The sequence below is a fragment of the Aneurinibacillus migulanus genome, from assembly GCF_001274715.1.
In the GTDB taxonomy this organism is placed as follows: Bacteria; Bacillota; Bacilli; order Aneurinibacillales; family Aneurinibacillaceae; genus Aneurinibacillus; species Aneurinibacillus migulanus.
The window spans coordinates 1,441,455-1,453,935 of the sequence record NZ_LGUG01000004.1; the positions used below are offsets into that span (position 1 = coordinate 1,441,455).

Genomic DNA, 12,481 nt, shown 5'->3' on the forward strand with positions numbered 1-12,481 from the left:
GATGTCGATTCTTCTTCAACGACAAATTTCAGCATATGAAAACACTTAATTGTTTTTATTAACGGAAAATTCCTATAATTATAGCAGGTTTACGAAACGATGCAGGTAATTTAAAACAAGGAGGAAGTGAAAGATGGGAGTTATACGTCTTGGACGGGTTGAACTGCGCGTAATGGACTTAGAGAGATCGGTTGATTACTATACAAGAATTATCGGATTAGAGGAAACCGGTAGGAGCGAAGGACGGGTGTATTTAAAAGCCTGGGATGAATACGATCATCACAGTATTATTTTACAGCAAGCTGATTCAGCCGGAATGGATCACTTCGGATTTAAGGTGGAACGATTAGAAGACTTAGATGAATTAGAAAAAAAAGCGGAATACTTCGGTGTCTTTACAAATCGTATTTCTTATGGAACGCGATTGGGAGAAGGGCAGGCCGTTCGGTTAGAGCTTCCTACTGGACATTTCGTCGAACTATATCATGAAATTGAACACCTAGGTACGCCTATGGGAACGTTGAATCCACATCCTTTCCCGGAACCAGAGACATTGCGAGGAATTGCACCTCATCGTCTGGATCATGTGCTCCTTACCGGTGATGATGTGGAAACAGTTACCCGGTTTTTCATAGAAGCGCTAGACTTTAGACAGAGTGAAAAAATCATGACGGTGGACGGAGAAATGATGATCGGGAGCTTTCTATTTAAAACGAATACGGCACACGATGTGGCCTTTATTAAAGGACCGGATGCCAAACTACATCATGCGGCTTTCTTTGTTGATAATTGGTACGATGTGCTGAAAGCAGCTGATATTTTAACAAGGAACGAGGTTCCAATTGAGGTTACGCCGACACGCCATGGGATTTCACGTGGGGAGACTGTGTATTTCTTCGATCCGTCAGGCAATCGCAACGAAGCTTTTGCAAACGGATACATGACGTATGCTGATTTTCCTACGATAACATGGACGGAAGATAAAATTGGCCAGGGCATCTTTTATCACCGACGTGCATTAATCGAATCATTCCAAAAGGCGTTAACCTGATGTTTACAGTAAATGTTATGGGACAGATATATATATGCCACCCTGAGGAAAATTTGCTGGAAGCGGCCAGGAAATCTCATATTCCACTACCGGTAGGATGCTGCAACGGTGGGTGCGGCATGTGCAGAATCAAAGTAGTAAAGGGAACATTTACGTTAGGTATATGCTCAAAGGCGGTATTATCGGATAGAGATAGAGAAGCAAACTACACACTTGCCTGTAAAACATACCCTAGTAGCAACATGGAAGTAACGCTCGAATCAATATAAGAAAGGAGACAGGCATATGGAGATTGCAATCATTGGCGGAGGAAACGGGGCGTATGCAGCAGCGGCAGATTTAACGGAAAAAGGACATAACGTTCGATTATGGCGCAGAAACGTGGGGGCGTTCGGTCCGCTTTTAGACACCCGGACAATGAAAGTGAAAGATATTAACGGTATAAGAGAAGTGAAGCTTTCCTTAGTAAGTGCTGATTTACAAGACGTTGTAACAGGAGCACGCCTGCTTGTGATCCCTCTTCCAGCTACCGCACAGGCTTCAATAGCTAAAGAACTGGCACCATATCTGCAAAATGGCCAGGTAATTTACCTTCCGCCAGGCACTTTCGGCAGCTACCTTATGTCAAATGTTCTGCATGAGGTTGGTTGCACAGCTGAAGTCACCTTTGCAGAAACGGGAACCCTACCATATCTTGCTAGAAAGCATAGCGATGATACTGTCTCCATTTCTGGAAGAGCCACCCGTCTTCCTACGGGAGTGTTTCCGAGTTCGCGTTCTGCATATGCCTTTTCCATACTGAAGGAAGCTTTTTTATCAATTGAGCCGATCCAGGATGCACTGGATGGTGCACTGATGAATGCAGGTCCAATTATTCATCCTCCGCTTATTCTTATGAATGCAGGAGCGATCGAGCACTTTGACCGATGGGACATTCATGGTGAAGGAACACAGCCGGCAATCCGACGCGTGCATCACGCATTGGATGCAGAACGAATCGCCATTCGAGAGAAGCTTGGCTACCAAGCTCCGCATTTTCCGCTTGCAGATCACTACAATACGACGGAAGGTGAAGAATGGATGTACGGCCTGGCTGCCCACGAGAAACTAGTCGACAGCGCAGACTGGCATGAATCTCTCGATTTGTATACTCATCGTTATATGAGGGAAGACATTGCGTGCGGTCTTGCATTGCTCGTTTCTCTGGCTGAATGGGCAGGTGTAAAGGCACCGGTCGCATCCGGACTGCTCGCGATTGCCTCGGCGGTTATCCGTGAGGATTTGCGCCTGATGGGGCGTACGCTGGAGAACCTGAAATTACAGCACTTATCCATTAAAGAGATGAAAGTCATGCTAGAACAAGGAATTGAGGTTACGGCATGACGGTGAAAAAACAAGCAATCGGCATTGTTGGTGCTGGAAGAATGGGGATAGGGATTGCTCAAGTCTTCGCATATAGGGGATACAATGTGGCGTTAGTGGACATTAAGGACCGTACCTTTGCAGAAACGGAGCGGGTACTTGATCAAGCGGAGAAACAGATTAAAGCTCATCTATCCTTTCTATTATCTGTGCCGACTCTCCCTTCTTTTTCGGTAAAAAAAGTGCTAAGTCGTATTGTATATTATGGTGCTTCTCAATTAGAAGAAGCACTGCAAAATGCAGACGTTATATTTGAAGCAGTACCGGAAGTGCTGGATGTAAAAAGAGCCGCTTTTCACAGGATAAATACGGCAGTACGTCCGGATGCTTTGATTGCATCTACGACTTCTTCCTTTCTGGTAGATACATTGGCCGAGTATGTTATACACCCTGCGCGTTTTATGAATACACACTGGCTGAATCCGGCATATCTCATTCCGCTTGTGGAGGTAAGTCCAGGCAAGGAAACTGATTCTATGGCTATAGATTACATGATGACACTTCTTACGGAAACGGGCAAAGTACCTGTGAGGTGTGCGGCTTCGCCTGGTTTTATCGTACCGCGTATTCAGGCCCTAGCGATGAACGAGGCAGCACGCCTGGTAGAAGAAGGTGTTGCTTCGCCTGAAGATATAGACAAAGCATCACGCATCGGTTTCGGCCTGCGTTTTGCTGTCCTTGGACTGCTGGAGTTCATCGATTGGGGAGGAGGGGATATTCTTTATTACGCAAGTAATTATTTAAAAGAAGAGCTTGAGGCTGAGCGTTATGCACCACCCGATATCATTATGGAACATATGAACAGAGGGAAGACCGGATTGAAATCAGGAAAAGGATTTTATGATTTTTCGCAGCGTGATGTATCTGAATACCAAAGGGAAACGCTGGAAAAGTTTGTTGATTTGCTGCACCATCTACGGCTTATGGCGTTGCCTGCTGATGCAATGGAAAAGACAGTAACGTAAAACAGAAAAAAGGGTGGTACATTGTGAGCACGATCGAAAACGAAGTGGTAAAAAACAGGAAGATAGGAAGAAAAGCAGCCGTAGCCGCTACTGTTGGAACAGTTATCGAGTGGTATGATTTTTTCCTATATGCCACAGCTTCAGCTTTAATTTTTCCAAAGCTCTTTTTTCCAGCATCTGACCCGTATATTGGGGCATTGCAATCGTTCGGTACATTTGCCGTCGGCTTTTTGGCTCGTCCGGTTGGGGCGGCGATTTTTGGACATTATGGTGACCGTATAGGACGCAAAACAGCCCTTGTTCTCACCATGTTTCTTATGGGGATCAGTAGCTTGATTATTGGACTTTTGCCTACCTATCAGAGCGTAGGCATGTGGGCGCCGATTTTACTTGTATTGTTGCGTTTAATCCAGGGCATCGGTGTCGGGGGAGAATGGGGGGGCTCTGTCCTCCTATCGATGGAATGGGGAGACAAGAAAAGACAGGCATTGATGGGAAGTTGGCCACAGATGGGGGTTTCGGCTGGTCTTTTATTAGCTTCGATTATGATTTCACTATTCATGTACATCTCGGGAGACGGTTTCTTCACATGGGGCTGGCGCATTCCGTTCATCCTTAGTGTTGTGCTTTTGATTGTGGGGTATATTATTCGAGCAAAAATACCGGAGACTCCATCCTTCCGTAAAGTGCAAGAGCAGCAGAAGGTATCACGTATGCCTGTCATGGAAGTACTGAAGAATTATCCGCGGGCGGTGTTACTGGCAGCGTTAGTACGGCTATCTGAAAATGGTCCTTTTTATGTGTATACAGTGTTCATTATCAATTTCGGTATGGAAATGTTTAAAATGGATAAAGCCTTTTTTGTAAATGCTAACACGGTGGGAAGTTTGGTAATGGTCTTTGGGATTCCTTTCTTCGGTTATCTGTCCGACCGGATTGGTATTAGACGTATGTACTTAATCGGCGTAGCGACGACCTTTGCCTGGGCATTTGCATATGTAGGACTAATCAGTACAGGTATCCCAATTGCCTTGTTCCTAGCCACAGTCTTGTCCATGATCCCACACAGCATGCAGGTAGGCCCACAGGGAGCAATGCTGGCGCATTGTTTTCCTCCCCGTTTGCGTTACAGCGGCTTATCATTAGGTACACAGTTTGGCGCCATTATCGCAGGTGGGTTTGCTCCATTAATCTGTATGTATTTATGGCACACACTAGGGACAGCTTATGCTATCAGCTTTTATATTGCAGGAGCAGCAGTAATCACCTTCTGTGCAACACTGTTGCTCAGAAATTACACGGAGACTGCTTCGTTAGACAACGTAGAAGAAAAGAAAGAGAGCAAAGAAGTGTTGTCTGTATAATATGTATGTCGGGGCCGGGATTACTAATAAATTCCGGTTTCTTTCTATCCAGCTTGCGAATGTACTACATCATTCTGAATATGAGGTCGGCGTTATCCCCCAGCCAATATCATGAAAAAGTTGGAGGATTAGAATAAGACTACTAACAGGAGCCCAAAAATACGAAACGTTCAAAAGGATAAGAATACAAAGGCCGATAATGAGAGGCATTCTTCTCCCAAACGTATCAAACATGTAGCAAGACTTGCTTGTAAGTCACTCCTGCCTATTTGTTAAAGTCGGGATTAACATTTGAAACCCTTGATATACAGATTTTATTATATGTAGGGAATGTATAGCTATCAAATTAATCGTATGTAGGGGTGTTGTTATAATTAGTCAATTGTGATATGATGTCCTCGTAAGTCACATAATGTTAACACGGGAGCTTGGAGAACCAGGCTGAGAGGATAACTAATCTGTTATCGACCGTTGAACCTGAACTGGATAATGCCAGCGGAGGGATAAACGCTACTTCATGTTTATACTACATGAGATACGTGTATCTAAAGCTGCATTTTTATGCGGCTTTCTTTATTATACGTATCCCCCTTCGGTCTCCTTATCAGGTTCGAAACATTTTAAATTTTCGAAATGGGAGGCTTTATTTATGACCAAATCCATTGAAACGACCGTATCCATTCCCCATGTGCAAACATTCCCAGGCAGCAGAAAGGTATACATCGAAGGTTCCAGGCCTGATATTCAGGTTCCGATGCGGGAAATTGAGCTGCATGAATCAACCGGAAGCTTTGGAACAGAGAAGAATGACCCGGTTCGCGTCTATGATACGAGCGGTGTTTATACCGACCCTAATTATTCGGTAGATATTCGTGAAGGTATTCCTGCTCTTCGTCGCCAATGGATTCTAGAGCGGGGAGATGTAGAGGAGTATGAAGGACGTAAAGTAAAGCCGGAAGACAACGGGATGAAAGAAGAACAGGCTGGTACAAACCAAGAGATTTTTCCCGGATTGAAACGCCGTCCCCTGCGGGCAAAAAAAGGAGAGAATGTAACCCAGCTTCATTATGCGCGTAAAGGCATAATTACCCCGGAGATGGAGTATATCGCGATTCGTGAAGGCGTACAGCCTGAATTCGTCCGCAAGGAAATTGCGGAAGGGCGAGCCATTATTCCATCCAATATTAATCATCCGGAGAGTGAGCCTATGATTATCGGGCGCAACTTCCATGTGAAGATTAATGCGAATATTGGGAATTCAGCAGTCACTTCTTCGATTTCCGAGGAAGTGGAAAAAATGACCTGGGCGATTCGCTGGGGTGCCGATACGATTATGGATTTATCTACAGGAAAAAATATACACACGACCCGTGAATGGATTATTCGGAATTCCCCTGTTCCTGTCGGTACCGTGCCAATTTATCAGGCGCTGGAAAAAGTAAATGGAGTGGCGGAAGACTTAACCTGGGAAGTGTATAGAGATACATTAATCGAACAAGCTGAGCAAGGCGTAGATTACTTTACAATTCATGCGGGTGTTCTCCTGCGTTACATTCCGCTTACAAGCAATCGGGTTACAGGTATTGTCTCCCGTGGCGGTTCTATTCTAGCAGCATGGTGCTTAGCCCATCATCAAGAGAACTTTCTTTATACGCATTTTGAAGAAATCTGCGAAATCATGAAAACATATGATGTCGCTTTTTCTCTCGGAGATGGTCTGCGTCCGGGCTCGATTGCAGATGCGAATGACGAGGCGCAGTTTGCGGAACTGGAAACGCTAGGTGAACTGACACGCATTGCATGGGCGCACGATGTACAGGTGATGATTGAAGGACCTGGTCATGTGCCGATGCACAAAATTAAAGAAAATATGGATAAGCAACTGGACATTTGTCAGGAAGCTCCATTCTATACATTGGGGCCTCTGACAACCGATATTGCACCAGGATATGACCATATCACTTCAGCGATTGGTGCAGCAATGATTGGCTGGTTTGGAACAGCCATGCTCTGTTATGTCACTCCTAAAGAGCATCTCGGATTGCCTACTAAAGAAGATGTAAGGGATGGAATCATTACCTATAAAATCGCAGCACATGCAGCGGATTTGGCTAAGGGCCACCCAGGGGCACAAATTCGTGATGATGCGATTTCTAAGGCAAGGTTTGAATTCCGCTGGCGTGACCAGTTTAACCTATCGCTTGATCCGGAGCGCGCTATGGAATATCATGACGAAACTCTTCCGGCTGAAGGGGCAAAAACTGCACATTTCTGCTCGATGTGTGGACCGAAATTCTGTAGTATGAAAATCACCCATGAGATCCGGGAATATGCGAACAATAAGGGATTGGCTGATAAGGATGCATTGGAGAGAGGACTTAAAGAAAAGGCAAAAGAGTTTAAAGAAGGCGGCAGTCATATTTATCGGTGAAACGATAAGGAGGTATGCCAATGATGACGAACAAAGCAAGCCGGATTATAGGTGAAATCAAACAATTAGAAGCCAAAATCGCATCTTTAAAATCGGAGTTAGTACAGCTGCAGACAAGCTGCGAGCACGTTTACAAAAGCGATTTTTTGATGAAAACGTGTACGAGATGCATGAAGGCGGAAAGTCAATATTATTGACAGATTGGCTTACGCAGCAGTAGATTTGAAAAAATCCGTACGATAAAAAGGAGTCCGTAAGGGCTCTTTTTTTATATGGAAGATACATCTTTTTATATTTAATTATATATTGTTATATCTAATTATATTTATTTATAATTAGATATAATTGTATTTGGCAAGTAAGTAATCTAATGGAAGGAGGATATGAGTAAAAAATTTCACTAGGAATTCATATTTATAAAAAATGTAATGATAGAGGAAGGAAAGAATATGAAGTTTATATTTGATCTTGATGGAACGATTTGTTTTAAAGGACAGCCCGTGTCTAAAAATATTCTTGATTATCTGGAGCGCCTACAGTCTCTTGGCCATTTAGTGGGATTCGCTTCGGCCAGACCATGCCGTGATATGCTTCCTGTTTTAGATAAAAGATTTCGCCATAATCTTCTTATTGGAGCCAATGGTGCAATGACTTACTATCAGGGGGAATTAACGTATATAAATTACATACCAATGAAACGGGCTAATGAAATTTTAGCCATTCTTGAGGAATTCAAAGCATCATACTTAATTGATGATCAATGGGATTACGCCTATAACTTTGAAGATAGCCATCCATTTCTTGAAAATATCGATGCGTTAAACATCTCTAAAAGAGTAACAACTTCTGACCTTAAATATATTGTAAAGATACTTGTTTTATCTTGCGATCGGTTTGAAGAGTTGTCTCGGAAATTGAGGGAACTTAAAGTAACGATTCACTATCACTCATCTGAAGGGACACTTGATATTACAAACAAGGGTACGAGTAAAATGGAAGCGCTCCGCCGATTTGGTATTGGACAGGGCGAATTTACGTGCTTTGGTAATGATATGAATGATATTTCCATGTTTAAGGAAGCTCATTATTCAGTAGCAATCGGAAGTTTTCCGGGTTTAACCGACATTGCAAAGTATTGCATTCATATCGACGACAATATTGAAAAATGTATTATTGAGGAGCTGCAAAAAATAAGCAGGCCCGTAATTGAAAGGTAGAGCCTGTCATAAGGGGTATGGGATAGTGAAGGAGTAAATAGAGCCTGAACATACAGGACAGGCTCTATTTACTATGTATATGTACAGGAGTTATGAGTCAATCTCTACCACCTGAACGGAAAGGTGAATGCCAGGTTATTGTAAAAACCATGCTTGATTCAGCAAGGTGATACCTTTGACGATTTCCTCTTCCGTTAGTCCGCCAAAGCCTAAAAGAATTATAGATTTCCTGCTTTTGTCTGGATGAATCCAATATTTCGATGTGGGGTATACCTTCACTCCGATGTGCTTAGCTGCTTCAATTAGCTGTTCCTCAGTTATAGAACGTTGAATTTCCACTAAAATATGCAACCCTGAATTCTTCCCAATGATCCGCACCCGATCTCCCATAATGTTTTCAATAGTAGATAACAATATAGCATGCTTCTTTTGATAAATCTTCCGTACTTTCCGAAGATGGCGTTCCCAATAACCATTCCGCATGAATAATTCCAAGGTCATCTGATGGATTTTTGAAACGGGTTGTTCATATATCGCAAAATCGCTTTGGTACCGTTCCAGCAATCGCGGCGGCAGTACCATGTAACTTAAACGGATAGAAGGAAGAAGCGATTTTGAGAATGTGCCCAGATATACCACTCTCCCATTTGAGTCCAATCCTTGTAAGGCAGGGATCGGTTTAGTGTAATACTTGAATTCCCCGTCGTAATCATCCTCTATAATCATACCATCATGTTCTTCTGCCCATTGTAGTATTTGCATGCGCTTAGAGATGGACATCACCATCCCACAAGGAAATTGGTGGGATGGAGTAACATATACAATACGGGCTTTGCTTTGTTTTAATTTTTGTAAATGAATGCCGTCTTGTTCGAGAGGGATCGGCTGTACCTGAAACCGATGGTTGTTGAAAATGGCTCGGGCGCCATCATAGCCGGGGTTTTCCATAGCGATAGCTTGTCCATCGATCCCGATTAATTGGGATAGTAAAATAAGCAGCTGCTGAATACCAGCGCCAATAATAATTTGTTCAGCCGAACAGGAAACGCCTCTGGATTGGTATAAGTAATGAGCAATCTCTCTTCGAAGCTCTAGTTCCCCTTGTTGTTCTCCGTACTGTAACACTTCCGTTTGCTTTGTACGAAAGATTTCGTTCGATAATGTACGCCATAGAGAGAGCGGAAAGCTTTTTTGATCGATATTGCCATGACGAAAATCATAGAGATATTCGGTGTGACGCTGTGTTACATTGATAGATTCTTGCCTGATAGAGAAAAGAGGAGACCCAGACATGGACACATCCTTTTCGAATTCTGTAACGAATACCCCGACTCGTGAGCGATTTTCAACATATCCTTCTGCAAGTAATTGTTGGTAGGCTAATTCTATAGTATTCCGGCCTACATGCAGATAGGCGGCTAACTTTCGAATGGACGGAAGGCGAGTACCGGAAGGGATGTTTCCTTTCATAATTTCAGTTTTTATGTACCGATAAATTTGCACATATTTTGCTTCGTTTACTTTCTCGTCTATATACGGTGTGATTTCGAACATGATTTCCTTCTTTCCTGTCCCGGTATAAATCGATAAAATTGTAACGTTTAAACAAGACAGATAATATTTATATAAGTTATGGTTAATATTTTGACATGGTAGCGTGGTTGGAAGTAGGAGAGATGGAGAAAGAAGAGGGTGGATATGCCCTGCGCCTCGGCAGAAAAAGGCGGACGTGTCTTTTTCCAACCTCTGATTTTTTCATTCTTTTCTTATCTCTTACCACAAGAATTTGTCGATGTATCAAATCAGATGTATATAATTCAAAAGGCGAAACGAACATTCCTGGAATATACGCAGTTCGATGTCGAAGGCCTTTTAATCGGATTCAACCGGTTAACAGGATATAAGAAAAATTCGCGGGTGTGCCACGCGCTTCACAAGCAAGAAGGAAAAGTTGGCTGGTGCCAAGCTATGGCGCAGGCAATCACCTTAGTTGTCCTTATTCAGATCTGCTGTGCAAGCAACGTTTGGTACACACCTCGTGAGTTTTTCAAGTGATACAATCGGAGGAAAGCGTATCACTTTATTCAATGCGTTCTTTTTATGATAATGTGCAATACTTGCGAATGAGTCGATACGCCTTCGTTTGACTTACTTTTAGAACGTCCGCCACTTTTCGAGAACTTTTCAGGTTTTCGTATAGTTCAGTTACTAATTTTTTTTCCACTTCCTCCATTGCTGCCTCAAGAGAAGAGGGAAATGCTTGGGATACGGATGCTTTGGCAACAGGATTGAAATGTTCCATTAAATTTTGTACATCGATGAGATGGTCAGCTGCGACGACCAATTTTTCTATGAGGTTTTCTAATTGACGGATGTTGCCCGGCCATGAATATGTCTCAAGCAAATGTAAGGCTTCCTCGGTTATTTTACAGGAGATTCCGAATCTGGAGCTGTTTTTCAGCAAAAAGAAAGTAGCCAGGGGAATGATATCTCGAAGAGAGGGGACCTTGATATCTATGACATTGAGCCGATAATATAAATCTTCACGGAGTTGTTTTTTTATTACCATCTCATACAAGTCCCGATTTGTAGCGGCGATAATACGGACATTCACTTTTTTCGGTTTTATTTCCCCGAGAGGGATGTATTCTTGATGCTGAATGACGTGAAGCAGCTTCGCTTGCATCTGTAACGGAAGTTCGCCGATTTCATCAAGAAACAATGTCCCATGGTTCGCGGCCTCAATCAATCCGATTTTGCCGTGTTTCAATGCACCGGTAAATGCGCCAACAGAATAACCAAATAGTTCTGATTCCAGCAGACTCTCCGGAATTGAAGCACAGTTAATCGTCAAAAACGGTCGTTGTTTTCGAGAACTTAAATTGTGGATATATTGAGCCAATACGCTTTTTCCCGTTCCCGATTCTCCTAGAATAAGTACGGTTGAGTCTACGTTAGAAATTTTTTGGCACAGTTGCAGCACACGTTGCATTGTTCCATTGCTGGAAGTAAAGAGGGGATCCCGTCCACTTTGTAATATGGGCGATTGAATATTGTTCATGTACGTAATCACACCTTCTTTAATGAACTATTGAGTCTGATGGACTTCAGCAGGGAGACTTTCCGCCACATTAAGCACAATGACCCCTATAATGACCAAAAGAATGCCAATAATACGCGGAAGGCTAACGGACTCGTGCCACAGAATGACTCCGACGATGACTGTAATTGCCGTGCCCAGTCCAGACCAGATAGCGTAAGCGGTACCAAGAGAAAAGGATTTCAATGCCAGAGAAAGTAAATAAAAAGAACAAAAATACCCTATCACCGTAACCAGGCTGGGAATCAACTTGGTAAAGCCATATGACATCTTCAGTGAGGTAGTGGCGATGACTTCGAATAAAATAGCGCCCAGTAGAACAAGCATCTTCATCTCCATTCCCCCTTGGATAGTTGCAACAAAATGTTTAATACGCGTTCCCGCAAGTCTTTATCAGTTAAGGGAGCGAGACCGAACATGTCGGCGAACCATAGACCATCGGAGGCCAGTCTGCAAATTGTAGCGATGGCCGGGTCTATTCCATCCTCCTCCATATTTTTTTGCCATTCTTGATAGAAGTTCTGGGCAGGTTGTAGGAGTTTAGGGGAATTAACCAATGCGGCAAGCAATCCCACACTGATTTGTAACTCCTGTTCCTCGTTTTCTTCGCTATGGAATGTAGTTCGTACGTAAGCGTGTGCCCAGCGACCGGGCTTCTCTTGGCTTTCCCGTATATCATCAAGCATTCTGTGATTGAATCGTCCGAATAAATCTTCGATTAGGCCCATGATGAGCGCATTTTTTGTCGGAAAGTGATAGAGTAGTCCACCTTTGCTGATGTTGGCCCTGTTGGCAACTGCATGTAGCGTTAACTGCCCGACACCCTTTTCCGTAATAAGGGAGTATGCTGATTGCAGAATCAGTTGACGTGTTGGCGCTTTTGTAAGATTCAACTATTATCACCGTACCTTTGTATTTATCTTTCACATTT

Annotated in this window: 14 protein-coding genes and 1 riboswitch; of the genes, 9 read left to right on the plus strand and 5 right to left on the minus strand. The window is 43.2% G+C overall.

Going from position 1 to position 12,481, the window contains the following annotated elements:
• The first annotated feature begins 133 nt into the window (after positions 1-133).
• The 8 genes from AF333_RS08820 to AF333_RS08845 all read left to right on the plus strand — a co-directional run bounded on the left by AF333_RS08820 (position 134) and on the right by AF333_RS08845 (position 8,450).
• Positions 134-1,051, plus strand: coding sequence for a catechol 2,3-dioxygenase (locus tag AF333_RS08820; RefSeq protein WP_043066627.1), 918 nt, complete (start codon positions 134-136; stop codon positions 1,049-1,051).
• Positions 1,051-1,320 carry a 2Fe-2S iron-sulfur cluster binding domain-containing protein gene (locus AF333_RS31630; RefSeq protein WP_080787777.1) on the plus strand — a complete coding sequence of 90 codons (270 nt, stop codon included), beginning with the start codon at positions 1,051-1,053 and terminating at the stop codon, positions 1,318-1,320. Before AF333_RS08820 ends, AF333_RS31630 begins: the two co-directional genes overlap by 1 nt.
• Positions 1,321-1,336: 16 nt before the next feature.
• Complete coding sequence (locus AF333_RS08825; RefSeq protein WP_043066626.1) at positions 1,337-2,434, plus strand: NAD/NADP-dependent octopine/nopaline dehydrogenase family protein; 1,098 nt, start codon at positions 1,337-1,339, stop codon at positions 2,432-2,434.
• A complete protein-coding gene (locus AF333_RS08830; protein ID WP_043066625.1) occupies positions 2,431-3,438 on the plus strand; it encodes a 3-hydroxybutyryl-CoA dehydrogenase in 1,008 nt (335 codons plus the stop codon). Before AF333_RS08825 ends, AF333_RS08830 begins: the two co-directional genes overlap by 4 nt.
• 23 nt (positions 3,439-3,461) lie before the next feature.
• Positions 3,462-4,802, plus strand: a complete 1,341-nt coding sequence (locus AF333_RS08835) for an MFS transporter (RefSeq protein WP_043066624.1) — start codon at positions 3,462-3,464, stop codon at positions 4,800-4,802.
• A gap of 410 nt (positions 4,803-5,212) precedes the next feature.
• A riboswitch (TPP riboswitch) is annotated at positions 5,213-5,321 on the plus strand.
• Between the two features lie 130 nt (positions 5,322-5,451).
• The gene (gene thiC / locus AF333_RS08840; protein ID WP_043066623.1) at positions 5,452-7,233 is read left to right on the plus strand and encodes a phosphomethylpyrimidine synthase ThiC; all 1,782 of its coding nucleotides are present in this window, start codon (positions 5,452-5,454) and stop codon (positions 7,231-7,233) included.
• 20 nt (positions 7,234-7,253) lie between these two features.
• Positions 7,254-7,430 carry a hypothetical protein gene (locus AF333_RS33525; protein WP_158502461.1) on the plus strand — a complete coding sequence of 59 codons (177 nt, stop codon included), beginning with the start codon at positions 7,254-7,256 and terminating at the stop codon, positions 7,428-7,430.
• Between the two features lie 252 nt (positions 7,431-7,682).
• Positions 7,683-8,450 (plus strand): HAD-IIB family hydrolase, encoded by a 768-nt coding sequence (locus AF333_RS08845; protein ID WP_043066622.1) that lies wholly within the window; start codon positions 7,683-7,685, stop codon positions 8,448-8,450.
• A 135-nt stretch (positions 8,451-8,585) separates the two neighbouring features.
• Here AF333_RS08845 and pdxR read toward each other — a convergent pair whose 3' ends face one another.
• A complete protein-coding gene (gene pdxR / locus AF333_RS08850; RefSeq protein ID WP_043066621.1) occupies positions 8,586-10,004 on the minus strand; it encodes a MocR-like pyridoxine biosynthesis transcription factor PdxR in 1,419 nt (472 codons plus the stop codon).
• 82 nt (positions 10,005-10,086) lie between these two features.
• A complete protein-coding gene (locus AF333_RS34900; RefSeq protein ID WP_235496268.1) occupies positions 10,087-10,251 on the minus strand; it encodes a hypothetical protein in 165 nt (54 codons plus the stop codon).
• A 5-nt stretch (positions 10,252-10,256) separates the two neighbouring features.
• Between AF333_RS34900 and AF333_RS08855 the strand changes: the two genes are divergently transcribed.
• Positions 10,257-10,505, plus strand: a complete 249-nt coding sequence (locus AF333_RS08855; RefSeq protein WP_235496278.1) for a hypothetical protein — start codon at positions 10,257-10,259, stop codon at positions 10,503-10,505.
• 43 nt (positions 10,506-10,548) lie between these two features.
• Here the strand turns inward: AF333_RS08855 and AF333_RS08860 are convergent, their stop codons facing one another.
• Genes AF333_RS08860 through AF333_RS08870 form a run of 3 tightly spaced genes read right to left on the minus strand, consistent with a single transcriptional unit; the run spans position 10,549 to position 12,443 of the window.
• The gene (locus tag AF333_RS08860; protein ID WP_052812284.1) at positions 10,549-11,511 is read right to left on the minus strand and encodes a sigma-54 interaction domain-containing protein; all 963 of its coding nucleotides are present in this window, start codon (positions 11,509-11,511) and stop codon (positions 10,549-10,551) included.
• 27 nt (positions 11,512-11,538) lie between these two features.
• Complete coding sequence (locus AF333_RS08865; RefSeq protein WP_043067513.1) at positions 11,539-11,883, minus strand: DMT family transporter; 345 nt, start codon at positions 11,881-11,883, stop codon at positions 11,539-11,541.
• Positions 11,880-12,443 (minus strand): TetR/AcrR family transcriptional regulator, encoded by a 564-nt coding sequence (locus tag AF333_RS08870; protein WP_043067514.1) that lies wholly within the window; start codon positions 12,441-12,443, stop codon positions 11,880-11,882. Before AF333_RS08870 ends, AF333_RS08865 begins: the two co-directional genes overlap by 4 nt.
• Between the last annotated feature and the right edge of the window lie 38 nt (positions 12,444-12,481).

Coding starts and splice junctions, on each gene's coding strand:
- AF333_RS33525 (WP_158502461.1), top strand. CDS start 7,254: ATGATGACGAACAAAGCAAGCCGGATTATAGGTGAAATCAAACAATTA.
- thiC (WP_043066623.1), top strand. CDS start 5,452: ATGACCAAATCCATTGAAACGACCGTATCCATTCCCCATGTGCAAACA.
- AF333_RS08860 (WP_052812284.1), bottom strand. CDS start 11,511: ATGAACAATATTCAATCGCCCATATTACAAAGTGGACGGGATCCCCTC.
- pdxR (WP_043066621.1), bottom strand. CDS start 10,004: ATGTTCGAAATCACACCGTATATAGACGAGAAAGTAAACGAAGCAAAA.
- AF333_RS31630 (WP_080787777.1), top strand. CDS start 1,051: ATGTTTACAGTAAATGTTATGGGACAGATATATATATGCCACCCTGAG.
- AF333_RS08830 (WP_043066625.1), top strand. CDS start 2,431: ATGACGGTGAAAAAACAAGCAATCGGCATTGTTGGTGCTGGAAGAATG.
- AF333_RS08845 (WP_043066622.1), top strand. CDS start 7,683: ATGAAGTTTATATTTGATCTTGATGGAACGATTTGTTTTAAAGGACAG.
- AF333_RS08855 (WP_235496278.1), top strand. CDS start 10,257: ATGTATATAATTCAAAAGGCGAAACGAACATTCCTGGAATATACGCAG.
- AF333_RS08825 (WP_043066626.1), top strand. CDS start 1,337: ATGGAGATTGCAATCATTGGCGGAGGAAACGGGGCGTATGCAGCAGCG.
- AF333_RS08865 (WP_043067513.1), bottom strand. CDS start 11,883: ATGAAGATGCTTGTTCTACTGGGCGCTATTTTATTCGAAGTCATCGCC.
- AF333_RS08820 (WP_043066627.1), top strand. CDS start 134: ATGGGAGTTATACGTCTTGGACGGGTTGAACTGCGCGTAATGGACTTA.